Origin of the sequence: Streptomyces sp. NPDC005551 (assembly GCF_042871785.1) — a bacterium.
GTDB lineage: Bacteria > Actinomycetota > Actinomycetes > Streptomycetales > Streptomycetaceae > Streptomyces.
Genome location: NZ_JBIAJE010000005.1, coordinates 52,091 through 76,888, shown reverse-complemented (window position 1 = coordinate 76,888; position 24,798 = coordinate 52,091). Strand labels below are relative to the sequence as shown.

Below are 24,798 nucleotides of genomic sequence, written 5' to 3'. Positions count from 1 at the left end.
CCGCCAGCCGCTCAGCGCGCCGATTCCGGTGGCGCCTCAAGGCGGCGTACCGCCCCGGCCGCGTCGATCCCGGCCACGCAGGCCAGCCCCGTACCGTCGTCACAGAACTCGCCCGGTGCCTTGGTGAGCCGATGGGCCTCCTGGGCTGCCGCACGCTCGGCGTTCTACGGCATGAACTTCGACCACATGCCGGAACTGCACTGGCGCCTCGGCTACTCCTTCGCCATCCTGCTGATGGCCCCGCTCTGCACGGTCGTCTTCAAGCGGCGCGACTGGCTCTGAGCGACCGCACGCACGGCACGTCATTCGATGCATGACACTCTCAGACGCCGGAGATATCCCGCTGTTTCGAGCGTCGAGAGCGTGCGTGCGGTCGGCTCGGAGACGTAGGCGAGCGTGGGATATTCCGGGAATTCGGGTTCCGCGAGATACCCCTCTTCGTCCTCCCAGTTCTCCTCCACCGTGATCTTCCCGAACGCCTGATCTCGCAGGAGGTAGTACCTTCCTCCCTTGAAATCACTGTGCCGGGATTCGAATGACGCCCCCAGGGAGACGGACAGGGCATCGCAAACCTCCGACAGGCTCATCTGGCCGGAGCCGTAGAGATAGTAGCGATGCCCCATCATGTTTCCTCCGTTACTTTCGCGGCGCGATGATGCTCGGTGCGCGGCCGGTTGCGCTCTCGACGGAATCATAGATCATGAAATGGACGTCCCGTCCAGCCGCTTCCGAGAGCTCTTCGGCAAGGCCCGTCAGACGCATCTTCCGAAGATTCTCATCGGACAAGGAGCCGGTCCGAGTGCCCTGTGACCGGAGTCCCACACCGGCTTTCTTTGCCTGTGCGAAGATGCTGTTACCGGCGAGAGCAATATCAAAGTCACTTTCCGGTCGGAATGGTTCCCCCGTCCTGAAGCTTCGCCCCGTGACGGAACTCCCTTGGAAGATGGCCGTGGAGTCGTCGTACCCAGCCGCACGCAGGCCGGAGTAGAGCTTCTGAGTGAACTCGCTGTAGGTCAGCGCGCTGAAACCGCGAGGGATATAGGGGTTCGCTCCCCTCAGCGCCGGATCGTCGGAATGGGCTGCGCCCGGCCCGAATCGGCCCGGCGCCCTGGGCTCGACCGCCGCACGACGCCAGCCGGTGAGGCCGCCGACCCCTGTGAGCACGATCTGCTGGGTGAGTTCGTCGGCTGCGTCGGCGTACTGGTCGGCGAGAGCGTCGCAGCCCTGCTGCCGCAGCATGTACTCGGCGCGGTAGAGGCGGTAGGCGGGGCGGACGGGGAGGTATTTGTCGGCGAAGGCGCCGGCGCCGCCGTTCTCGCCGGTGAAGGCGTCGTGCAGGTCTCCGGCGAGTACGAAGGGGGACTTGACGACGTCGACGAAGGCGTTGCCGAAGATGCTGAGGACCTGGCCGACGCTGTGGACGTGCTCGTCGTCGGGGTCTTCGGGGGTGCGGCCGCTGGGGTCGGTCAGGGCGGTGGGGACGTTGTCGGCGTAGGCGTACGGGGACACGTACGGCGTCGACTGGCCGCGGGTCGCCGGGTCGGGGCTGGTGAAGCGGCCGGTGTCGGTGTCGTACTGGCGGGCGTGCAGGTCGAGGTTGCCGGTGGTGGTCTCGTAGCGGGCGCCCGTGTAGGACGGGGTGCTCGCGGGGGCGCCGCCGGTGACCGTGTTGAGGACGCGGGTGCCGAACGGGTCGTAGGCCCAGCGCTGGTGGACGGTGCCGGTGCTGCCGGTGACGTCGACCGGGGAGCCCTGGGTGTCGTGGTGGTAGTAGAAGAGGCTCCCGGCGCCGTTCTTGGTGGCGGTGGGCTGGCCGAGGGGGTCGTAGCGGTAGGACTGCTTGACGGCCCAGGCGCTGTCGTACTCGGTGGCCAGGATCGGCAGCGGGGCGTTGGGGTCCCACTGGGTGCGGTTGGTGACGGTGCCGGCGGTGGAGGCGGTGACCTGGTTGCCGTCGGCGTCGTGGTCGTAGGTGTAGTCGGTGCCCGCGACGGTGGCGGCGGAGATCTGTCCGGCCAGGTCGTAGGTGTAGGTGTCGGCGCCCGCCTTGGTCTGGTTGCCCTCGGCGTCGTAGTCGTAGGCGGTGGTGGCGGTGCCGGTGGTGGTGGAGGTGAGCTGGTCGGCGTCGTCGTAGGCGTAGTCGGTGGAGGTGCTGCCCAGGGTGGAGGTCAGGCGGTTGCCGACCTTGTCGTAGGTGTAGGAGGTGGTACGGCTCGCGGCGCAGCCGGTGACCCAGGGCTGCGGTGCGCAGCCGGAGGTGAGGCGGCCGGCCGCGTCGTAGGTGAGGTCGTAGCCGCCGGTGCCGACGCCGGCCCGGGTGACGTCGACGCGGGAGGGCAGGCCCGCCGCGGACAGGGTGAGCGCGGTCTTGGTGACCGTGGTGCCCGCCTTGGCGGAGGTGACGGCGGTCAGACGGCCCGCACGGTCGTACGTGCGGTCCTCCGTCTCGGTGTCGGGCAGCGCCGAGCTGGTGAGGTTGCCCGCCGGGTCCCAGGTGTACGTGGTGGTCTTGCCGTCGGCGGCCATGGTCGCGGTGCGGCCGTCCGAGTCGTAGGTGTAGGTGATCGTGTCGCCGTCGGAGTACTTGCGGGTGAGCATGTGCCCGGCGGCGTCGTAGGTGTAGGCGAAGCCGCGGGTCTTGGTGAGGTTGCCGACCGCGTCGTAGACGAAGTCTTCGGAGACCTTCGAGTTGGCGCGGAGGGTCATGTCTCCGGCGTCGTCGTAGCCGTACGTCGCGTCGGGCGTGGAGTCGGAGTAGTCGGTCTTGGTGAGCAGGCCGCGCGGGTCGTAGGTGTAGCCGGTGGCGCCGCGGGGCGTGGTCTTCTTGGTCAGGTGGCCTTCGGCGTCGTACGCGTAGGACGTCTCCCGCTTCAGCGGGTCGGTGACCGAGGTGAGGCGGCGGGCCGCGTCGTAGCCGTAGGTGGTGACGTGGCCGCTCGCGTCGGTGCGTGAGGTGACGTTGCCGAGCTTGTCGTGGCCGTAGGCGGTGACCGCGCCGCCGGGGGCGGTGACCTCGGTGAGCTGGTCCAGCTTGTCGTAGCCGTAGGCGGTGGCGCGCTTGTCGGCGTCCGTCTGCTTGACGACGTTGTTCACCGCGTCGTAAGCGGTGGTGGCCACACCGCCGAGCGGATCGGTGACGGTGGTGGGGTTGCCCGCCGGGTCGTAGCCGTAGGTGGTGGTGTACTGGGCGGGGTCGGCGCCGGTGACGTTGCCGCGCGGGTCGACCGCGGTGGCCTGGCGGCCGTCGCCGTCGTAGGTCCAGCTCTCCTTGTTGCCCAGCGGTGAGGTGCGGCTGAGCAGGTTGCCGTCGGCGTCGTAGGCGTAGGTGGTGGTCTTGCTCAGTTGGTCGGTGCTGCTGGTGACCCGGTTGTTCTTGTCGTAGACGGAGGTGACCGTCTTGCCCGCGGCGTCGGTCACCTTGGTGACGTTGCTGTTGGCGTCGTAGGTGTGGCCGGTGGTGTGGCCCAGCGGGTCGGTGACCACGAGCGGCCGGTTGATCGCGTCGTAGGTCGTGGAGGTGGACGCGCCGGTGGGTCCGGTGACCTTGGTGGTGTTGCCGGCCGCGTCGTAGGCGTAATTCGTGGTGTAGGCGGCCGGGTCGGCGCCGGAGACGTTGCCGCGCGGTGAGACGCTGCTGAGCAGGCGGCCCACCTTGTCGTAGGTGTAGGTGGTCTTGCCACCCGCCGCGTCGGTTTCCGAGGCCAGACGCCCGCCGGCGTCGTAGGTGCGGGTGACGGACTCGCCGGCCGGGTCGGTGGTGCGGGTCAGGTGGCCGGCGTCGTCGTAGGCGAACGTGGCGGTGTCGCCCACCGGGTTCTTCGCGGACGTCAACTGCTCGGCGCCGTTGTAGGCGTAGGTGGTGGTGCGGCCCAGCGGGTCGGTGGCCGACGTGAGCAGCCCGCGGCCGTCGTAGGAATAAGTGGTGGTGTAAGCAGCCGGGTCGGCGCCGTCGGCGTTGCCGCGCGGGTCCGTCTTGGACAGGATCCGCCCGGCCTTGTCGTACGTGAAGGTCGTCTTCTCGCCCAGCGGGGTGGTGACGGACGTCCGGTTGCCTGCCGGGTCGTAGCCGTAGGTGGTGACCTTGCCGCGGGGGCTGGTCACCGTCTCCAGCGAACCGAGGGTGGTGTAGGTGTACGACGTCTTGCCGGCCAGCGGGTCGGTGGCCGAGGTCAGTTGGTTGGACGTGTTGTACGTGTACGTCGTCTTGTTGCCGCGGCCGTCGGTGTGGCTGGTGATGTTGCCCGCGGTGTCGTAGGTCCAGCTCTCCCCGTAACCGAGAGCCGTCGGCGCCTTGCGGGTGAGCATCCGCCCGGCGCTGTCGTACGTCATCGACGTGGTGTTGCCGCGCTGGTCGGTGATGGCGACGGGCCGCAGGTAGCGGTCGTAGTCGTAGGTGATGTTCTTGCCGTACGGGTCGATCGTCTCCATCAGGACGTTGCCGGCGTACACGTCCGTCCACACCCCGCCGTCCGGGGCCGTGGTGTGCGACTCGCTCTTGCCGTCCCACGTGAAGGTGGTCGTCTTGGTGTTCTGGTCCGTCTGGGACTTGACGCGGCCTGCGGAGTCGTAGGTGTTGGTGACCTTTCCACCCGCCGGATCCGTGTACGAGGACAGCCGTTTGTCGGTGCCGTACGCGTACGCCGACGTCCGGCCGGCCGGGTCGGTGACCGAGGTCAGCAGGCCGCCGGTGTAGCCGTAGGACACCGAAGTTCCGTCCGGCAGGCCGACCTTGGACAGCAGGCCGTCGGTGCCGGGCGTGAAGGTGGTGGTGCGGCCGGCGGCGTCCTTGACGGCGGTGAGTTTGCCCGACGTGTACGTCAGACTCAGGCCCTTGCCCGCCTTGTCGACCACGGACGTGAGCAGACCGGTGCTGTCGAAGGTCCGCTTGGTGTGGTTGGGTGTGGTGATCGTGTACGTGCTCGTGCCCTTGACCAGCTTGGCCGCTGAGCCTGCCGGGGCGGTGTACGTGCCGTCACTCGCCTGCGTGAACACGAACGACGCGCCGTCGCCCGTCCGATAGGTCGCCTTCCCCGTGGCGAGCGTCAGCTTCGCGTCGAACGGCGTCGCCCAGCCGCGCCCCAACAGCCCGACGGCCGTCGAGTCCGAACGGTAGGTCCGTTCCAGGACCATCGGCACGCCGGGGCTGACGAGCGAGGCGTCGGTGAGCTGCTCGAAGAACATGCCGGTCGCGGTGTTGACCGGGTCGGCGCGGTGCGCCTGCGCGTAGCAAGTGCAGATGCCCGCCTGCGCGCCGGGAATCACCGGGGTGTAGAACGCCTCCACCAGCGGCGAAGTGGTCCCGCCCGGGCTCGATGAACCGTCGGAGGCGGTCAGGAAGACCCAGGCGTAATACTTCTTGCCGTCCTGGAGCTTCCCGCCCAGCGCGTTGTTCGCCCACCAGAAACACTGGTCGGTGGGGTAGGAGTTGCTCGCCCACCAGTCGTAGCACCAGGCTCCGGTGGGCGGGGTGCTGCCGCTGGGGTCGTCGGTGGACTTCTTGATCTCCTGCTGGACGACCGGGTTGCCCGCCTCGTCCATGACGTACAGCCACATCCCGCTGTACGTCGATCCCCGCAGCGGCAGCTTCACCTGCCCGCCGATCGACAGCAGCCCCGGGTAGGCGGTCGCCCAGGCCGACACCGACACCGGGTTCCCGGGCGCCGCGGCGAGTCCCCGCGCGCCCGCCCCGGCGTCGGGGTCGGCGGCCGGACCGCGCTTGATGCCCTTCGGGTCCGGGCGACGGTGGGGCGTGCCCTTGGCCGTCCGCTCCGGCGCGTCCATGTAGGCCCGCATCGGGGACAGTTCGTGCCGCTCCTTCTCGACCTGCTTGCGCCGCTCGGCCAGCGTCATGGCCTTGGGCGGCTTCGGCAGATCGGCGGCCGTGCGGGGCTTGGCCTGGGCGATGGCTGCCGGGACCGCGGACGGCGGTCGGTCCCGGGGCGACGCCCAGGACGGGGTGACACCGGCTATCACCAGGAGGGCCAGGGTCAGGACGGCTATGACGAGTCTTTGCGCTTGTGCGCGCATGGTGCATCACCTGTGGGGCAGTTGTGAAAAGGGCCGAGGTGATTCTTGATCCGCAAAGCGTTCGAACTAACGCGCTATGCGAGATCTGGCCGAGAAGCGATGACGTCCGGAGGGCTCGGCCGTCCCGTGCCTGATCGTCCGCCCGCGGCGGCCGACGTTCCCCATTGAATGGCTGGAACGTGCACTCAACTGCCGTACGGCGCACGTGAACGCGCCGTCGACGGCGGGCCAACGGCAGATCGCGGAGCGGTGTCCGGACAGGGTGCTCGATTGCGAACCCAGTATGGCGGACGAGCAGAACCATCCCCGGTCCCGGCATCGACAACGGAGAAATCTTCGGACCAGGACGGCTCATGCCCAACCGACGACGAATCTCAGACAGGTCCTAGGGTGCTCGGGTGAGCGAACACACCGAGAAGCCCTTCCTGTACGTCGTCGTCTGCGCGGCCGGTGTCGCTCAGGACGTCGGCACCCTGATCACCGCGGCCCGGGCCCGGAGTTGGGAGGTCGGCGTGACGGCCACCCCGTCGGCGCTCGGTTTCTTCGACACGGCGGCCGTCGAGGCCTGCACCGGCCGTCCGGTCCGCTCCGCCTGGCGCTCACCCGGCGACCCCCGCCCGTTCCCGGCCCCGGACGCGGTGGCCGTCGCGCCGGCCACCTTCAACACCGTCAACAAGTGGGCCGCCGGCATCTCCGACACCCTGGCCCTGGGAACCCTGTGCGAGGCGTACGGACTCGGCGTCCCCATCTCCGTACTGCCTTGTGTGAACGAGGCGTTGGCCGCCCACCCCGCCTACCGCGCGAGCGTCGAGCGGCTGGCAGGCATGGGCGTCCGGTTCGGCGACCCGTACGCGGGCGGACCGCAGGAGGGTGCCGGGCGCCGGGACTTCCACTGGGAACGGGCCCTGGACCTGCTCGCGCCGCCCGCGTGAGGTCCGGCGAACAGGGCGACCGCGGCGCCTTGTTGCCGGCCGAGGCACCGGCCCCCGCTGTCCGCCCGTGCCCGGGCGCTTCGGTCAGCGGGTCCGGCGGACGTAGTCCGCGTCGCCCGGGGTGGACACCAGCACGTCCCGGCGCACGATGCTCAGCCGGCCCCCGAAATGCGCACGCGCCTTGCGCAGGCCACGGTCCGTGTACTCGATGACGAGCACCCGGTCCCGGAATGCCTTCGCGTAGGCCCCGCACTCGTCGTACTCCCCGCACTCCTCCGCCACCGCGAAGTCGAGTCCGGCCCGGGACCGCCGACCGGCCAGCTCGACCGTGTTCTTCTGTCCGATGGCCAGGTGCCGGGCGTGCGCGTGCGCCGACAGGAGCCCGGCGAACGCGACGGCGTCGTCGGCGGTCAGCAGGTGCCGGGAACGGGTGTAGCTGTCGTAGTTGTCCGGCTCGACCGCGTCGAAGCCCTTGGCGGCGCAGCCGTCGATCCACCGGTTGACGCGCGCGGCCACCCGCTTGCGCTTGGCGGGCGTGCCGATGTCCAGCAGTGCCTCGTTCCAGTCGCGGTCCATGACGACCTTGCCGTCCGCGTCGCGCAGCAGCAGATCCGCCGGCCACGACCTCCGCTCCGCCGGCTGGGCCTGGAAGGCGTTGACGTAGCAGACGTTGTAGAGGCCGGGCGCGGGCGGCGACGAACGGTCGCGGCTGACGACGCGTACGCCGGCGGGCGGGGGATAGGCGCCGCCGATCTGGTAGTCGAAGCCGGCTCCGGGCGGCGGGAGGCGGACGCCGGCCCGCGTCGGCTGCGCCGGGGGGTTCCTCGTGCCGCCGCCGTCGCAGCCGGTGAGCACGGCGAGTACGGCCAGTGCCGCGGCCAGGGTCCTGAGGGGCCGGACGCGGGTGACGCGCCTGACGGGCATGTGCGCTCCATCAATCGCGAGTACGGCCCCGCCTCGGACGCGTCCGCGATCCTGGCGACTGTGGCCGGGCTTGGACCGAGTCCGCTACCGGCTGGGCGCACCTCTGCGTGCCGGGTCGCACCACGGCACGCCATGATCCAAGCGTGCGGGCCCGCCCGCGTCAAGGGCCGGTCCTCGCCATGGATCCGGGCATCCGGCAGAAACGCCGCCCGGGCCCGTGCCCGGGGCCGGCCGGCGCGCAGGCCGAGCGTGGCCGACGGGCCGCGCACACCACGGGAGAGCAGGCCGTTCCCGGACGGTCCGCCGGCCACGCTCGACCTCATCGTGCGACCCGAAGCCGAGGCCTTATTGTCATGACATGACGAAAGACCGCAGCGCACTGGCCGTGCACGACCACGGAGGCGACGGTCCGCCCCTGCTCCTGCTGCACGGCGCGGGACGCACCCTCGCCGACTGGGCGGCCGTCGCTCCGATGCTCGTCCACCGGCACCGGGTGCTCGCCGTGGATCTGCGCGGACACGGTCGCTCACCGTCGGGAACATGGAGCCTGCCCGAGGTGCTCCGCGACCTCGACGCCGTCCTGGACGAGTACGGCATCCCGGACGCGCTGCCCGTCGGCCACTCCCTCGGTGGCCTGCTCGCCGTCCTTCACGCGCTGGAGCACCCCGGCGTCACCCCGGGCGCCGTGAACCTGGACGGGTACGGGTGGGGCCGCCCCGACCAGTACGTGGATCTCGACCCCGGGTACGTCGGGGAACGCCTCGCGGAGCTCAGAGACCTCGTGGCCTGGATGTCGGGCCGGGCGCTCCCGCACGACGGACTCAAGGACCTGCTCGCCCAACAGCGCGTCCTGTCCGAACGGCTGGGCGTCCCGTACGAGTTGCTGGAGGCCGGGATCCTGCGCGCCACCCACCGACGGGCCGACGGCCGGCTGGAGCTGCGGCCCGAGCGCGAGCACGCGCTCGAGATGCTGGCCGCGATCGACTCGCTCGACCCGTTCGCCCTGTTCCGGCGAACGCCCCAGCCCCTCCTGCTCGTCCGTGCGCTGCGGCCCGACCCGCCCGTCCCGGGCACCGACCGGTACGACGGACTGATGGCCGCGTTCGCGAAGGGACTGGCCCGGGACCTCGCCGAACTGGCTGAGCAGCGGCCCGACGTGACGGTCGCCGGGATCGACGCCACCCACGCGATGCCGCTGGAGAACCCGCGGGCCGTCGCCGACCTGATCCTCGGGTTCGCCCCATGACACCGGTGACGACACCCGTGGGTGACGAGTGGATCGTCGGCCGCGAGCACGAACTGGCGCTGCTCGCCGGGCTGGTGAACGATCCGACCGCGCACGTCCTGCTGGTGACGGGCGGCCCCGGCCTGGGCAAGAGCGTGCTCCTCGACGCCACCGCCCGCCTGGCCGCCCACGCCGGAGCACGGGTACTGCGCTGTCGCGGCTGCGAGGGCGAGTCGGAACTTCCCTTCGCCGGACTCCACCAGCTGCTGCGGCCGGTCCTGCACCTGGCGGACGGCCTTCCCCCGCGTCAACGCACCGCACTGCTCGGCGTGTTCGGCATCGAGGAGAGCGCGGATCCCGACGCCGACCCCCTGCTCATCGCACTGGGCACCCTGACGCTGCTCTCCGACGCGGCCGACGAGGGCCCGCTCCTGCTCGTGGTCGACGACGCCCACTGGCTGGACGTGGGCACACTCGACGTCCTCGCCTTCGTCGCCAGGCGCCTCGAAGGGGAGCCGCTCACCGTGCTCGTCGCGGCCCGCGACGGCGCCGCACCCGCACCCTTCGCACGCGAGGCCCGCACGCTGCCCGTCGAACCGCTCGACCCGGCGGCGGCCGGCCGGCTCCTGGACGTCCAGCCCCGGCCGCCGGCCGGGCGGGCCCGCTCCCGGATCCTGGAGCAGGCCGCGGGCGTGCCGCTGGCCCTGGTGGAACTGGCCCGGGCCGCCGGACATGATCCGGCCGCCGCCCAGGACGGCACGCTCCCGCTCACCGACCGGCTGCAGGCCATCTTCGCCGCGGAACTGCCCGGACTGCCGTCCCCCACACGGCAGTTGCTGCTCCTCGCCGCGGCCGCCGAGACGGCCGAGCTGCCCGTCGTCCTCTCCGCCGCGGCCACGACGGCCGCGGGCCGCCCGGCGACCCCGGACGACTGGCTGCCCGCCGAACACGCCGGGCTCGTCCGCATCGAGGACGGTCACATCCGCTTCCGGCACCCGCTGATCCGCTCCGCCGTCTACCAGGCCGCGCCCTACGCCGAACGCCACGCCGCCCACCGGGCACTGGCGGACGTGCTCGACGCCGAACCCGACCGCCGGGCCTGGCACCGCGCCGCAGCCGTGTCCGGCGTCGACGAGGAGGCCGCCGGGGAACTGGTGGACAGCGCGTCCCGTGCCCAGCGACGCGGCGGATACGCGGCGGCGGCCACCGCACTGGAACGGGCGGCCCTGCTCACCCCCGACCCCGACCGGCGCGCGCGCCGCCTGGTGCGCGCCGCGACCATGGCGATGTACGCGGGACACCCGCGCTGGGTGGGCCAGATCGCCTCCCGGGTCGCGGCGATCACCGAGGACCCGGACGTACTGGCCGAGGCCTCGCTCAGAGCGGGCTGGGCGCTCGCCGTGACGACTCAGTTCGAGGGTTCGCTCGGCTTCCTGCTGCCCGTCGCCGAGGCCGCGGTCGACGTGAACCCCGGACTCGCCCTGGACGCACTCGGCACCGCCACCACACCCGCCTACAACGCGGGCGGCTCCGCGCACCGCGAGAAGATCCTGCGGACCGCCGAGCGCGTGCCTCCCCAGGAGGACGAGTCGGGACGGCTGTGGATCCTGGCCGGCTGCGACCCGCTGCCGCACCGGGCCCGCGCCCTGGAGCTGCTCCGCTCCACGACGTGGACCGCACCCGTGGCCGACGGGGCCGACGGCTCGTCCGACGGACGCCTGTCGCGCCTGATCGTCGCGGGCGCGGCCGCCTGGGTCCTGGACGAGACGGCCGAGGCGGTACGGCTGCTCGGTGCCGCCCTGGAACACCTGCGGCGCTCCCCGACGGCCGGGGCCAACGCCACCGTGGCCCAGGCCCTCGCGCTCGCCCTGTACGAGAACGGCTCCTGGACCGCGTGCCGGGAAGCCCTCGACGAGGCCTACCGCACCGCCGCGGAGGCGGGCCTGGAGAACGTGGCCGTCGGTTCGCCGGTCCTCGGCGCGACCCTGCTCGCGTTGCGCGGCGACACGGAGGAGGCACGCGCCGCCGTGCAGCGTGCCGTCCGCGGCATCGACCTGCCCGCCTGCCGCAGCCTGCAGGTGCGGGCCCACTACGCGCTGGGCGCCGCCGCACTGGCCGAGGGCGACCACGCGGCGGCCTACGACCGGTTCCGCGCGGTCTACACGCAGGATCCGGAGCCCGCGCCCCTGCACTTCCACGCCTCCGACTACTACCTGGCCGACCTCGCCGCGGCCGCCGTACGGACGGGACGGGCCGCGGACGCACGGCTCGTCCTCGACGCCGTGCGCACGCGGCTCGCGGCGGGCGAGGTGTCCGTGCGGCTCGACGCGATCGTGCACCGGGCGAACGCGCTCCTGGCCGAACCGGACGACGCCGAACGGCACTTCCTCGCCGCGCTCGCCGACCCGCAGGGCGACCAGTGGCCCTTCGAGCGGGCGCAGGTCCGTCTCGACTACGCGGAATGGCTGCGCCGCAGGCGCCGTTCCGTCGAGGCACGCCCTCTGCTCGCCGTGGCGCTCGACGTCTTCGAACGGCTGGGGGCCCGTCCCTGGCGTGAGCGTGCCCTCGCGGAACTGCGTGCCGCCGGTGTCACCCCCGGGAAAGCACCGGCCTCCGACGCCCTCACCGAACTCACTCCGCAGCAACTGCAGATCGCCCGGCTCGCGGCCACCGGTCTCACCAATCGTGAGATCGGCGAGCGCATCTTCCTCTCACCCCGCACGGTCGGATTCCACCTCTACCGCGTCTTCCCCAAGCTCGGCATCACCGCCCGGGCCCAACTCCGGGACGTACTGGGCGAGTAACGCCTTCAGGCTCGCACACTCCGGAGAGCGAAGAGAACGAGAAAGCGCTCCCGGCCGGGGCTTGCTGACAACTCGTCAACTATACGGTCACCGGACGTATCGCTGAAGTTCCGTGATCTCTTGTTCCGTCCCCGTGGCCTGTGCGAAGGTGTGCCTTGCCCGACGGCGTGCGGCCCATGTTCGTTTCCCCCTGCACGCGAATGCCTTTCGGTGACCCCCCGCTGCGGAACTCTGGTACAGACTTGTCGCCGCACGGGCTTTGGGAGGAATGTGAACGTGAATGCCGTGGTCCCGCCGAATTCCTCCGCCCCCGGTCCGGCGTTCAGGCTGACGGACGAACAACTGGCCTCCGAACTGAAGAGGCACGCGGGAAAAGGGCCCACGCACCATTCCGTAGGAGAACTGCTCGCCCCCCACTGGGAAGCCGCCCACTCCTATGCGCGCCTGTGCACGCAGGGGCCCCATCCGGCCGGAATGCTGACCACGGCCGCGTTCACCCGCCTCTTCGAGGGAGCCCTGCGCGGAAGCGGTCCGACGGCGGCATGGCGGCCCGAAGTCCTGATCGCCGTACGGCGCATCGCGGCGGAGTGGGACGCCGACCACCGCCGGGAGCTGCTCCGTCCCGTCCTGCGGTCCGCCGCCGGGGAAGGGGAGCGCGCCGCGAGCCGGCTCCTTCCCCCGGACACGAGGCGTCTGGTCTCCCGGGCGTTCCAGCGCCTCGGGGCACCCGCCCGCTGCCTGCTGTGGCACGCGGAGGTCGAGGCCGAGCAACTCGAGGCGCCCGCGTCCCTGCTGGGTTTGGCGGCCGAGGACGCCGCTGTCAAGCTGGAGCGGGCCCGCTCGCTCCTGCGCGAGGGCTGTCTCGACGTCCACCGCGAGCTCGCCCCCGACCAGGAGTGCCGGCGCTACAGCCGCCTGCTCGACGTGTCGCTGCGACGTGACGACAACGTTCTCGACCCCGACCTGCGCGACCACATGACCACGTGCCGGCACTGCGCCCACGCCGTCGACCAGCTGAACCACCGTGACGGCCGGCTCGCCGCCCTGCTGGCCGAGGCGGTGCTCGGCTGGGGCGCCCAGGCCTACCTCGACACCCGCCCCGGCCGCGCCGCGCCGGAGACCGACGACCCCGCAGGGGCGGCGGCGGAGGCCGCGCCCGGCGTGATACGCGGCGGCGAGTCGTTCGCCGACACGACGACGCGGGCGGCCGCACACCCCGGCGCGGGGCCCGGCCCCCGTGTGCGACGCGCCGCGTCGCACCGGTCGGGCGGCGCCGGGAGGCCGCGCCCGGTCCCCGACGACGGCGCCGACACGCCCGGAGCGCCGTTCCCCGGCACGGCGAGCGGAACGGCACCGGGCAGAACGCCGGGCACCCCGCCCCGAAGCGGCCACACCGGCCGTACGGACTCAAGGACGGCCGGCGGCCGGGGCCGCGGCCGTACGGCGGCCGACCCGGCCGCGGGAACGGCGGGAGACGCCGAGTCGGCCGATGCGCGCGCCACGGCGGACGAGTCGGGGCGCCCGCGTGCCGGGGCGACGGAGACACCCACCTCCTCCGGACACCGCGGAGCCTCCTCGGGGCGGGCGTCCGGACCCGGGAGCGCCGTCCCCGGGCCGGCCGCCGGGTCCCGTTCGGCGGCGTTGCGTGCGCTGCGGCGCGCACGTCGTCGCCGGTATCTCGCCCTGGCCGTCCTGGCGGTGGGCGCCTGTGTCCTCGTACCCCTGGCCGTGTGGGCCGGGCCCTGGTCGGACGACGACTCCGATGTCCCCGGCCGGCCGGCCGGGAAGCGCGGCTCGGGCACGGAGGCGGATCCGGGCGTGCCGCCCGCCTGGGTGGGGGCCGCGGACGGCGGACCCGTCGGCACCCTCCGTGGCAGGCTCCGCAACACCGCGAGCGGACTGTGCGTCGGCCTGGACCGGAGGGAGCCGGTGGCGGGCGCGGAGGCGGTCCTCGTGCCCTGCGGCCCGTCCGCGAACCAGCAGTGGGTGTACGAGAGCGACGGGCTGCTGCGCAGCCGCGCCGTTCCCGACCTGTGCCTCGACTCCCACCTCGGCTACACGGTCGCCCTCGGCAGGTGCACGGGAGCGTCGAAGCCCGGGACCAGGAACGTGCGCTACGACTTCACCCTCCAGGGCACGCTCGTGCCCCGGTGGAACCAGGACCTCGCGCTGACGCCCGCCTCCGGCCGGAGCGACGCGGCCCTGGTCCTCAAGCCCCGGGCGGACACGTCGGCCGCGCAGCGCTGGCTGACCGACACGTCGGCGGACCGGCTGCGGCTGAAGACGGTCGACTGGGACCCCGCCGACGAGCCGACGGCACCGGTGCCGAGGGCTCCGGCGCCCGCGCGGACCCCCGCACCGGCCACCACGCCGCCGCCCACGCCCTCGGCGACCCGCTCGGCCGGGACACCCGCACGTCCCGGCTGGGACACCTGCTCCCGCGCCGACTGCACGTGGGGCGGACACGGCGGCTGGTGGGGCCGGGGCGGCTGGGGCGGCCGCCGCTGACGGCTCCCGGGGCGTCGCGGGCCCCTCAGACAGGGGGAGGCGGCGGTGGCAGGGTCGTGACGTCGGGCGCCGGTTCCGGCCAGACCAGCAGCACCGGGCAGGGCGCGTGGTCGACGACGAAACGCCCGGCGGGCCCGAGGCTGCGCGGGCCGAGCCCGGCGCGGTCGCCGTCGCGGGCCAGGACCAGCAGGCCGGCGCCCTCCGCCGCGGCGACCACCTCACGCTCGGCGCGGCCGGTGCGTTCGAGCCGGGTGCAGGGGCCACCGAACCGCTCCGCCGCCGCGGCCAGGAGCCGTGCGGCCGACGCGCTGCCCAGGTCCGCCAGGCGGTCGCCGGGATCACGGTCCTGACGGCCGCGCCCCAGCAGGCCCGCGAAGGCGCCGTGCGCGAGGCCGGCCGCGTCCGGTTCGTCGACGTGCAGCAGGACCACGTCCGCCGCCTGGGGCGCGTGGTCGCGTACGGCGTCCACGCACGCGGGCCAGGTCCCCTCGACGAGCCAGGCGATCACCCGCATGTCCCTCAGCCTCCGAAGAGCCGCAGTCCCGTCCACAGGGCCGCCACGGCGGGGATCAGCGCGGCCGGCACGGTGAGCAGACCGAGCCGGGTGAACTCCCCGAGGTCCACGCCATGGTCGTGTTCGTGCACGATACGCCGCCAGAGCAGTGTCGCCAGGGAGCCGGCGTAGGTCAGGTTCGGCCCGATGTTGACGCCGAGGAGGACGGCCAGCACCGCGCCGGGGCCGGACGCGGCGGTCAGCGGCAGCAGCACGAGGACCGCGGGCAGGTTGTTGATCAGGTTGGCCAGGACGGCGGCCAGCGCGGCGATGCCGAGGAGCGCGAGGAGTCCGGTCCCGTCCGGGAGGAGCCGGCCGAGGGCGTCGGACAGGCCGTTGTCGACCACCGCCCGTACGACGACGCCCAGCGCCAGCACGAAGGCGAGGAAGGCCGGCGCGGTGGCGCGCACCACCGCGAGCGGTGTGGTGCGCCGGCGGACGAGCGCCCGTACCGCCAGCACGGTCGCCCCGGCCAGCGCGGACCACGCCGGATCGACGCCGATGACGGACGCGAGGACGAACCCGGCCAGCGTGCAGCCCACGGTGACCAGCGCGAACAGGGGAACCTCGGGCGGCGCCCCGGTGGTCGGCGTGGGCGCGGCGGAGTTCAGGTCGCGGGCGAAGAAGCGCCGGAACACCACGTACTCCGCACCGATGGCGACCAGCCAGGGCAGCGCCATCAGGGCGGCGAAGCGGGTGAAACTCAGCCCGCTGGCCGTGAACGCCAGGAGATTGGTCAGGTTCGACACCGGCAGCAGCAGCGACGCCGTGTTCGACAGATGGGTGCAGGCGTACACGTGGGGCTTGGGGCGGACGCCCATCCGGCCGGCGGTGGCGAACACCACCGGGGTGAGCAGCACGATGGTGGCGTCCAGGCTCAGCACGGCGGTGATCGCCGAGGCGAGTACGAACACGGCGGTCAGCAGCCGCCCGGGCCGGCCCGCCGCCCAACGGGCCATCCACGCCCCGCACGCCTGGAAGAGGCCTTCGTCGTCACAGAACCTGGCGAGCACCAGTACCGCGGCCAGAAAGCCGACCACCGGTCCCAGATGCGCGCTCTCGGCGCGGGCGTGCTCCCAGGAGATCGCGCCGGTGGCGACGGCGAGGCCTGCCGCCGGGACCGCCACGACGGCCTCGGGCAGGCCGAAGGGACGGATCACCGCGCAGACCAGGACCGCCACGAGCAGGACGACGGACAGGGCCTCGGCGAGCGGGGTGTTCAGGGTTCGGTCCTCCGGGCGTGGTTCCTGGTGCCCGTCCATGAAAGCAGCCGCCGGTACCCGGTTGCCGCGGCCCCCTGCCGCCCGGCCTGCTCGGGGCCGCTGCACGGCCGCCTGCTCACCGCCCGCTCATTCCTCCAGCAGCGCGATCTCCGCCCAGATCGTCTTGCCGTCGGCCGTGTGCCTGCTGCCCCAGCGCTGCGTCAGCTGGGCCACCAGCAGCAGCCCACGGCCGCCCTCGTCGAAGGTCCTGGCCCGGCGCAGGTGGGGAGCTGTGTGGCTGCTGTCGGACACCTCGCAGATGAGGGTGGTCTCGTCGTGGATGAGACGCAGCCTGATCGGATGCTCCCCGTACCGGATGGCGTTGGTGACGAGCTCGCTGACCACCAGTTCGGCGGTGAACCCGGCATCGCTCAGGCCCCAGGAGTCCAGCTGCTCCACGACGTGCTTGCGGACCGGGGCGACGAGGGAGGGGTCGGCGGGGACGTCCCAGGCCGCCACCTGGGAGGCGGGCAGCCCGCGGGTGCGGGCGAGAAGCAGGGCCACGTCGTCGGAGGCGCCGCCCGGGGGCAGCAGGCTCCGCAGGACCTCGTGGCAGGTGTCGTCCAGGGAGCCCGAGTACCTCGCCAGCACGTCGCAGAGCAGCTGCTGGCTGGCGTCCAGGTCCCGCTCGCGGCTCTCCACGAGACCGTCGGTGTACAGCGTGAGCACGCTGCCCTCGGCCAGCTCGAACTCGGCGGGCTCGAAGGGCATCCCGCCGAGCCCCAGCGGCGGTCCGGCCGGCACGGCGAGCTGCCGGCACGGTCCGCCGGGCGGAATCAGGATCGGTGGCGGGTGGCCGGCCCGGGCGACGGTGCACCGGCGCGAGACGGGGTCGTACACCGCGTACAGGCAGGTGGCGCCGACCTCGCCGGTCGTGCCGTCGCTGCCCGCCTCCGCCGACAGCCGTACGACGAGGTCGTCGAGGTGCGTCAGCAGTTCCTCGGGCGCCAGGTCGATGTCGGCGAGGGTCCGCACCGCCGTGCGCAGCCGCCCCATGGTCGCCGACGCCTGGATCCCGTGGCCGACGACGTCACCGACGACCATGGCGACGCGCATCCCGGAGAGCGGGATCACGTCGAACCAGTCGCCGCCGACCCCGGCGCGCGCCGCGGGCAGATAGCGCGACGCCGCCTGGACGCCGGCGGTGCGGGGAAGGTTGCGCGGCAGCAGGCTGCGCTGGAGGGCCAGCGCGGTCTCGCGCTCGCGGGAGAAGCGGCGGGCGTTGTCGATGCACACCGCGGCCCGGGCGGTGATCTCCTCGGCCAGCAGGACGTCCTCGGAGGTGAAGGGGTCCGGCCGGCGGAACCGGCTGAGGACGGCCACGCCCAGGGTCGCGCCGCGCGCCTGGATCGGGACGGACATCGTGGCGTGGATGCCGTGCTCGGCGACCCGCTCGCCGCGCCTGCGGTCCCAGGACAGCCAGTCCGCGAGGGCGGTGGTCTCGTCCGGTGCGACGATGGTCCGCGCGGCCAGCAGGGAGTCCGCCTGGGGCGAGGAGGCGGGGTAGACGTCCGTCCGGCCGAGCTCGACCACGGCTTCGGGGGCCCCCGGGTTCACCGACCGGTGGGCGGCGCGGCGGAGCGTCACGGGCGCGGTGACCGGGGCGGGGGTGGGGTCGCCGGACTGGTCCACCGGTTCCAGCAGGTCGACGCTGACGAAGTCGGCGAGCGCGGGGACGCAGACGTCGGCGAGTTCCTGGGCCGTGCGGGTCACGTCGAGGGTGGTGCCGATGCGGACGCTGGCCTCGTTGACGAGGCGCAGCCGTTCCCGGGAGCGGAACTGGTCGCTGAAGTCGTGCGCGGACAGACACACGCCGAGCACCCGGCCGCCGGCGTCGGTGAGCCGGGTCATGCGCGCCAGCCAGGCGTGGGCGTGCTCCTCGCCGCCCGCCCGCAGATACGCCTCCACGTCGCGGGGGACACCGGAGACGAGCACGTCGTGCATCCGCCGTTCGACGTCGCCGCTCGCCGGGGTGCCGCTGATCTCGGGGGCCCGCAGCCCGCGGATCCGGTCCTCGGGGAGGCCGACCACCTCGGCCATCGCGTCGTTGATCGCCCGGAGCCGCAGCTGTTCGTCGTAGACGGCCATCGCACAGGGGGACTGCGCCAGGGCGGCCGAGAGGAGGAGGTCGTCCCCGGGGCGGCGGGCACCGCCCTCCAGCGCGCTGACCAGGAGCCATTCGCCCGGACCGCCGGGCTCGGTGCGTCTGTGGTGGGCTAGCACGCTCACGGTCCGAAAGCCGCCGTCGCGGTGGCGCAGATCCAGTGTGCCGCTCCAGCGGCCGCCGTCCGGTGCGGGCGGCGCGGGCACGCTGCCGGGGGCCAGCAGAGCCGCGGCGGGGCGGCCCTCGACGTCGCCGGGCGCATGGCCCAGCAGCCGGCGCGCGCCCTCGTTCCAGTGGCGCACGACGCCGTTCTCGTCGACGACGGCCCGTGCCGAGGCCGACTCGTCGAAGGGAAGGACCCGGCCCATCGTCGCCACTCCCTTGCGCACACCCACAGTGAACAAGCGCGTCACTCGCGTACCAAGCCTAGTGGGTGGCGGGGTCCGGCACCCGGGGGACGGCCGCTCCCGGGCTCCGGGACGTGAGAACAGCCGTCGGCGGCGCACGGAGCAGGCAGAAGGGAGCCCGGTGGACCACGGTGCTCCCGCGCGGCGGAAGCGTGCGCGCACGCTGCGGTTCGCACGGAGCGTTCGGAATATCGAAAGCCGGTGCGATCCGCGGAGATGCGGCCCTTGCTGACTGATTTTCAATTGCGGCGGAAGTTGCCCAAGTGCCTTGTTGGCCCAACGCGACGTGTGCGAGGGTGAACTCCCTGCGCAGGGGCAATGACCAGGTCTGATTCACCGTCCGGTATTTCAGGCCGTCGACCGGCTCGAAAGGCCCTCGGCAGACGGTCGTCGTGCGGCCCGTCCCCGGCTGCTTTCCCGGCGCTCACCGAAAAGGTACGCACCAATGAGGGGCCATTCGGGCAAGCGGAACTCTTGCCGGGGTGAGCCCTGGAAGGAATCCGCTCTGTGCACACCCACCCCCCACGGCCTTCCCATCCGCCTCGACCCGGACCCCCTTCCGGTGAATCCGACGAAATCCTGGCGGCCCGCCTGAGCAACCGGGCGGAGGACGGGACTCCCCACCCCGTCGCCCTGCTCATGGCGCGGCACTGGCAGTCGGCGTACGACTACTCCGTCGTCTGCCTCGCCTCCTCGGCGAACGTCGCCCCGATGGTGGCCGCCGCCTCCTTCCACCAGGTACTGGACGAGCTGACCAGGGGCGCGTCCGGCGCCGCCCTGCGGCCCCTGCTCCTCGTCACGGTCCGGGACACGGTCAGGGAATGGGCCGGCAACGGCCCGATATCGGCCGCTCTGCCGCACCTGAGGAAACCAGCGGGCGGCCGCGGCCTGCGGGCGGCGAAGTCGACGCCGTCCGAGAACCGCATGCTCGCCCAGCGCGCTTTCCTGAGTCTGCCGGGACTTGCCCAGTGCCTGCTGTGGCACACCGAGGTCGAAGCCGAGCCCATATCCGTACCGGCCGGTCTGTCCGGGCTGGATGCCGGCACCGCATCCGCCGCACTGGAGCAGGCGCGCGAGCAATTCCGTGCGGGATGTGTACGCGCCCATCAGGAACTCGCGCCGACCAAGGAATGCCGCTTCTACAACAGACTGCTGGACGTTCCCATTCGGCGCGGCGGCGCGTTGCTGCCCGATGTCCGGCAACACCTGCTGGAGTGCCGCTACTGCCGATTCGCCGCCGAACAACTGAGCCACTTCGAGGCCGGGTTGGGCACGCTGCTCGCCGAATCCGTCCTCGGCTGGGGCGCGCGGCGCTACCTCGAATCCCGTCCGGGCCGCGCCGGACAGGGGGCGCGGACGAACGCGGCCGCCCCCGCCGACCGCGACGGTCCGCTCGGCGACGGTCCGCGCGGCGGCGGACGCCCCGGCGGCGGACGTGGACGGGCGGCAGGCGGCGGACGCCACCGGTTGCTGCCCCAGTTCACCGCGTCCGGCCGCCGCCCCCCGCCGCGCGGGCTCGACGCGAAGACCGTCGTCACCGGTGCCGGGATCGCCTCCGCCGCCGTCCTCGTGACCGTGCTCGCCGCCGCCATGTGGTCCGACGACGGCGGCGGCGCCGACCCGGCCGCCTCCAGCAGCGCGACCGGCGGCCCCACCGCGGCCACACCCGGCCAGGCCTCCCCATCCCCGCCCGCCGGATCGTCGCCGCCCGACTCGGCCGGCCTGCCCACCGTCCCCCGGCAGACCCGGCTGCGCAATCTCGCCGCCGACCTGTGCCTGGACGTGCGGGGCGGCAAGGCCGGGACCGGCACCGGGACGGCGCTCGCGGTGTGCTCCGCCGCCTGGACCCAGCAGTGGTCCTACGAGCGGGACGGCCTGATGCGCAGCGTCGCCGCCCCCGAACTGTGCCTGGACTCCCACGCGGACGCCTCCGGACTCGTCGTTCTGGGCCGTTGCGCCGCAGAGAGCGCGAAGCGCGCCGACGACGTGCGCTACGACCTCACCGCACAGGGCGAGTTGCGGCCCCGCTGGAACGGGAAACTGGCGGTCACACCCGTCGCCCCGGATCCGAAGGCGGACGTGGTGTCCAAGGTCCGGGACGGCTCCGACGACCAGCGCTGGGTGACCGACGCCCCGCCTGCCGGACCCGATTCGCTGTCGATCGCCGGCACCGCCACCCCGCCGGCCCGGCCCTCCACGGCCCCACCACCGTCCGCCGACGCGCCGGAGGAGCCGGACGAACGGGGGACGGACCCCTCGGCGGCTCCGGAGGAGGCACCGTCGGAGAGCTACCGGGAAGACCGGGTCGTGACCGTCGGGGACGACCCGAGCCGTGCGCCCGTGCTCCCGTCGCCCGTTCAGGTGCCCGACGTCCTGACGGGCGTCGGTCTCTGAGGGGCCGACGCGCGCGGGCGGCCCCGGAGCGGTCCGGGACCCGCCCGCGCGCCGTGCCCGGCACGGCCTGACACACCGCGTCCCGGGGCGACTTGCCGCCCATCGAAACCGTGAGTCGCGCACTGGACCGACGCCAGGCGCGGGCGGAGGCCGGCCCGGTGGCCCGGTGGCCCGGTGGTCACGCGGTCTCCTCGACCAGGTCGTCGGGCCCGACGGTGGCGGGAGCCGCGTGGCCGGCCAGGGCGAGAGTCAGGTCGAACTCGGCGAGCAGGCAGCGGATGACGTGCTCGACGCCCGCCTGTCCGTCGAGGCCGAGCCCGTACGCGTAGGGGCGTCCGACGAGGACGGCACGCGCGCCGAGGGCGAGCGCCTTGAAGACGTCGTCACCGGTGCGGATCCCGCTGTCGAACAGGACGGCCAGCCGGTCGCCCGCGGCCTCCACGACGCGGGGCAGCGCGTCGGCCGCCGCGACGGAACCGGCCACCTGACGGCCGCCGTGGTTGGAGACGACCACGCCGTCCATCCCGGCACTGGCGGCACGGCGGGCGTCGTCCGGGTGCAGCACGCCCTTCAGGACGATGGGCCCGTCCCAGTTCTCCCGCAGGAACTCCAGGTCGGGCCAGGTCTTGCCGGGGTCCGCGAACATGCTCACGAAGTGCATGACGGCCGCGTTCGGGTCCTCGTGCACCGGCTTCGCCAGACCCGCCCGGAACGCCGGGTCGGAGAAGTAGTTGGCGGTGCCCACGCCGTGCAGGAAGGGCAGGTACGCCTGGTCGAGATCGCGGGGCCGCCAGGCCAGCATCGGGGTGTCGAGCGTGACCAGCAGCGCCGTGTACCCGGCGGCCTTGGCGCGGTGCAGGAAACTCAGGGTGACCTCGCGGTCCTTGGCCCAGTACAGCTGGAACCAGCGTTCCGCGTCGCCCATCGCCTCCGCGACCACCTCCATGGGGGTGCTGGACGCCGACGACAGGATGAAGGGCACGCCCTGGGCGGCGGCGGCCCGGGCGGCGGCGGACTCGGCGTCCGGATGCATGATCGACAGCACCCCCACCGGAGCGAGCGCCAGGGGCGCCGGCAGCGTACGCCCCAACACCTCCACGGACAGGTCGCGTTCGTGCACGTCCCGGAGCATGCGCGGCACGATCCTGCGCCGCTCCAGCGCGGCCCGGTTGGCGCGGGCGGTGCTGCCGTTGCCCGCGCTGCCCGCGACATAGCCGACCGGACCGGGGCCGAGCCGCTGCTCGGTGAGTTCCTCCAGCCGCGTCAGGTCCGTGGGCAGCCGCGGCACGGCCCCCGTCATCCCATTGAGATAGATCTCGTACTGGAAGTCGGCCCAGTGCTTCGCCATCCGTACGTCCCGCCTCTCGTCCCTTGATCCGTGCTGTGGACGTCGATCCTGTCGAGTGCGCCGATGCCCGTCCACCGAGGTGCGCACATCGCGCGGCGGGGACGTCCGGTCGGTGGCCCGGTCCTCCCGTCGCTCGGGGCGGCGAGGGCGCCGTCGCAGAAGAGGATTCGCGGGGGGAGGGGTTGGCGAAGGAGACGGACGCCGGGTTGGTGAAAGAGAGTCGGCCGGGCTGCCCTGTGCGGTCCCGCCCGCCGCGGTGACGCCCGGCGGCGGGCGGGACCGGGTCCGTCAGGGGTACGACACCACCGTGGAGGGCACGGTCGAGGTGCCGGAGGTCGGTGAACCCGTGTCGTTGATGACGCGCTCGTACTGTCCGTTGCCGCCGAGCGAGACCACCAGCAGGTCGTGGAACCTCACCCCGGGCCTGTTCGGCGCGGCGAACCCGTGGTGCTGGACGATCGTCGGGTCCACGTTGTAATAGCAGTAGCTGCCGAGACCCCAGCCCTCGTGCGTGGTCACGGAGTCGCCGACCTTGTAGGCCGCGTACCCCTTGACCGAGCCGTTCTGGATCGCCGCCTGGTTCGGGGCGTCGTACGCCTTCTCGTTCTGGAAGAAGATCGTGCGGCCGCGCTGGCCGTACCACTGGACGTCGTACTTGTTGAAGTGCTCGACGAACAGGCCCGTGGCCAGGACGTCGTCGCCGTTGACGCGGATGCCGTAGTCGGCCCGGTTGGTCTCCCAGCCGACCCCCGTCCCGTGGTCGGCGCGCCAGATCCAGGTGTGGTCGACGATGGTGTGCCGGCTGTTGATCACCATGCTGGTGGTGGCCCTGCCCGCGCCCGCACCGCCGATCCGGATGAACACGTCCTGCACGGTGGTCGGGTTGGCGGAGTGGTCCGCGGAGGCGCCGGCCGGCCCGACCTCGAGCAACGTGGGGGAGTTGACCGGTCCGGCGTCGATCAGGAAGCCCGCGAGCCGTACGCCGTCCACGTCGGCGACCCTGACGGCGGTGACGCCGTTGTCCGGGATCAGCGTGGCGTAACCGAGCCCGAGCACCACGGTGTTGGCCCGCCTGACCTGGACCGGCTGGTCGAGGTGGTAGATCCCCGGGGTGAGCAGCAGGTGGAGGCCCTGCTCCAGCGCGGCGTTCAGGGTGGCGGCGGTGACACCGGGCCGGGCGACGTAGAACTGGGTGAGGGGCAGCGAGGTGCCGCGCGGCGTGCCGTTGCCCCAGGTGGTGCCCCGCGCGTTGGTGCGCTTCTCGGGGAGGAAGACGCGGTAGTTGTTCCCGTCGAGGTAGAGGAAGGGCTTCTCCCGGGAGACGGGTGTGGTGTCGAGCGTCGTGTACGGCGGGTTCGGGAAGGACTGCGCCGGTGCGCCCTGGACACCCGAGAACACCATGTTCCAGACGGCGTTGGTCCAGCCGCCCACGGAGCTGTCGCGGGTGTACCACTGCTGCTGCGAGTACGGGCCGACGGTGCCGTCGATCTTCGAGTCGGCGATGTAGCCGCCGGACGCCCAGCCGTAGCCGTTCGGGGCGAGGTTGAGGCCGCCCCGCACGTGCATGCGGCGAAAGGGCGCGGCCTGCGCGACGGCCCACCGGTTGGTGCCGTTGACCGGGTTGAGCGCGAGGTTCTCGGCCGAACGCCAGAAGTTCTGGGTGGCGTTGCCGTTGAACCAGCCCGCGTCGACGGTCACGTCGCCGTTGATCGTGGTGTCGTCGGGAGACAGTCCGAGGCCCGCGATCGAGGTGTAGAAGCCGAGTTGGGCGTTGAGCCCGTGGTAGGTGCCGGGCTTGAACAGCAACGCGTAACGGCCGGTGCCGAACTGCGCCGACTCCTGCCGGGCGAACACCTGGTCCAGCCTGGCCTGGATGCCGGGGGTGGAGGGGTCGAAGACGATCACGTTCGGGCCGAGATCGCCGCCGCCGGGCAGCGCGCCGGCCGCGTCCGGCGCCGCCTGTGCGGGCGAGGACAGGGCGAGGAGTCCGGGCGCGGCCGCCGCGGCGGCCATGGCACCGAGCATGGTGCGCCGGGCGAGGGGGGACGGGCCGGAAGACGAGGGACCTGTGGGGGCAGGGGGCATGGGGGAGACTCTCCTGGTTCAGGAAATGAACGGTGTGGGGTGTCTGGGAGCGCTCTCTCGCCGATGCATGCTTCATCCGCGTGAACGACGCGTCAAGAGTTGTGACGGGAGTCCCGCGAGTTGTTGCGCACTCAACGGCGGCTACGCGGTGGTTTGGTGAGATTCGGCGCCTCCGGCGGTCTCCGGGGTCCCTCGGCCCGGCCGGGGACTGCGTTCAAGAGGTGC

The 24,798-nt window shown here is 72.8% G+C and carries 14 protein-coding genes; 6 read left to right on the top strand and 8 right to left on the bottom strand.

The annotated features are described in order from the left end of the window. Nucleotides 1–123 precede the first annotated feature (123 nt). Complete coding sequence (locus ACFYP4_RS15690) at nt 124–282, top strand: CorA family divalent cation transporter (protein ID WP_388785773.1); 159 nt, start codon at nt 124–126, stop codon at nt 280–282. A gap of 20 nt (nt 283–302) precedes the next feature. Here ACFYP4_RS15690 and ACFYP4_RS15685 read toward each other — a convergent pair whose 3' ends face one another. Both ACFYP4_RS15685 and ACFYP4_RS15680 read right to left on the bottom strand, forming a co-directional pair. Further along, complete coding sequence (locus tag ACFYP4_RS15685; RefSeq protein ID WP_358854505.1) at nt 303–626, bottom strand: hypothetical protein; 324 nt, start codon at nt 624–626, stop codon at nt 303–305. A 10-nt stretch (nt 627–636) separates the two neighbouring features. Continuing rightward, on the bottom strand, nt 637–5,850 hold the full coding sequence (locus tag ACFYP4_RS15680; RefSeq protein WP_388786232.1) for a DUF6531 domain-containing protein: 5,214 nt from the start codon (nt 5,848–5,850) through the stop codon (nt 637–639). Between the two features lie 575 nt (nt 5,851–6,425). Between ACFYP4_RS15680 and ACFYP4_RS15675 the strand changes: the two genes are divergently transcribed. After that, the gene (locus tag ACFYP4_RS15675; RefSeq protein WP_358854504.1) at nt 6,426–6,959 is read left to right on the top strand and encodes a flavoprotein; all 534 of its coding nucleotides are present in this window, start codon (nt 6,426–6,428) and stop codon (nt 6,957–6,959) included. A gap of 84 nt (nt 6,960–7,043) precedes the next feature. Here the strand turns inward: ACFYP4_RS15675 and ACFYP4_RS15670 are convergent, their stop codons facing one another. Then, nucleotides 7,044–7,883, bottom strand: coding sequence for an endo alpha-1,4 polygalactosaminidase (locus ACFYP4_RS15670; protein WP_358854503.1), 840 nt, complete (start codon nt 7,881–7,883; stop codon nt 7,044–7,046). Between the two features lie 358 nt (nt 7,884–8,241). On the opposite strand from ACFYP4_RS15670, the gene ACFYP4_RS15665 reads away from it, so the two are divergent. The 3 genes from ACFYP4_RS15665 (at nt 8,242) to ACFYP4_RS15655 (ending at nt 14,420) form a co-directional block, all read left to right on the top strand. Beyond that, nucleotides 8,242–9,129 carry an alpha/beta fold hydrolase gene (locus ACFYP4_RS15665; RefSeq protein WP_388785770.1) on the top strand — a complete coding sequence of 296 codons (888 nt, stop codon included), beginning with the start codon at nt 8,242–8,244 and terminating at the stop codon, nt 9,127–9,129. 5 nt (nt 9,130–9,134) lie between these two features. Continuing rightward, nucleotides 9,135–11,912, top strand: a complete 2,778-nt coding sequence (locus tag ACFYP4_RS15660) for a helix-turn-helix transcriptional regulator (protein ID WP_388785768.1) — start codon at nt 9,135–9,137, stop codon at nt 11,910–11,912. Nucleotides 11,913–12,386: 474 nt separating this feature from the next. Continuing rightward, nucleotides 12,387–14,420, top strand: coding sequence for a ricin-type beta-trefoil lectin domain protein (locus ACFYP4_RS15655; protein WP_388785766.1), 2,034 nt, complete (start codon nt 12,387–12,389; stop codon nt 14,418–14,420). A 25-nt stretch (nt 14,421–14,445) separates the two neighbouring features. Here the strand turns inward: ACFYP4_RS15655 and ACFYP4_RS15650 are convergent, their stop codons facing one another. The 3 genes from ACFYP4_RS15650 to ACFYP4_RS15640 all read right to left on the bottom strand — a co-directional run bounded on the left by ACFYP4_RS15650 (nt 14,446) and on the right by ACFYP4_RS15640 (nt 18,707). Next, nucleotides 14,446–14,934, bottom strand: a complete 489-nt coding sequence (locus ACFYP4_RS15650; RefSeq protein WP_358854499.1) for a universal stress protein — start codon at nt 14,932–14,934, stop codon at nt 14,446–14,448. 5 nt (nt 14,935–14,939) lie between these two features. Further along, nucleotides 14,940–16,235 carry an arsenic transporter gene (locus tag ACFYP4_RS15645; RefSeq protein WP_388785764.1) on the bottom strand — a complete coding sequence of 432 codons (1,296 nt, stop codon included), beginning with the start codon at nt 16,233–16,235 and terminating at the stop codon, nt 14,940–14,942. Between the two features lie 87 nt (nt 16,236–16,322). Continuing rightward, nucleotides 16,323–18,707 (bottom strand): SpoIIE family protein phosphatase, encoded by a 2,385-nt coding sequence (locus ACFYP4_RS15640; RefSeq protein WP_388786230.1) that lies wholly within the window; start codon nt 18,705–18,707, stop codon nt 16,323–16,325. 546 nt (nt 18,708–19,253) lie between these two features. Between ACFYP4_RS15640 and ACFYP4_RS15635 the strand changes: the two genes are divergently transcribed. Next, entirely contained in the window at nt 19,254–21,140 is a 1,887-nt protein-coding gene (locus ACFYP4_RS15635) for a ricin-type beta-trefoil lectin domain protein (RefSeq protein WP_388785762.1), read from the top strand. A gap of 178 nt (nt 21,141–21,318) precedes the next feature. Here the strand turns inward: ACFYP4_RS15635 and ACFYP4_RS15630 are convergent, their stop codons facing one another. Both ACFYP4_RS15630 and ACFYP4_RS15625 read right to left on the bottom strand, forming a co-directional pair. Then, complete coding sequence (locus tag ACFYP4_RS15630; RefSeq protein ID WP_358854496.1) at nt 21,319–22,488, bottom strand: lactate 2-monooxygenase; 1,170 nt, start codon at nt 22,486–22,488, stop codon at nt 21,319–21,321. A gap of 288 nt (nt 22,489–22,776) precedes the next feature. After that, complete coding sequence (locus ACFYP4_RS15625) at nt 22,777–24,573, bottom strand: coagulation factor 5/8 type domain-containing protein (protein ID WP_388785760.1); 1,797 nt, start codon at nt 24,571–24,573, stop codon at nt 22,777–22,779. Nucleotides 24,574–24,798: the final 225 nt, after the last annotated feature.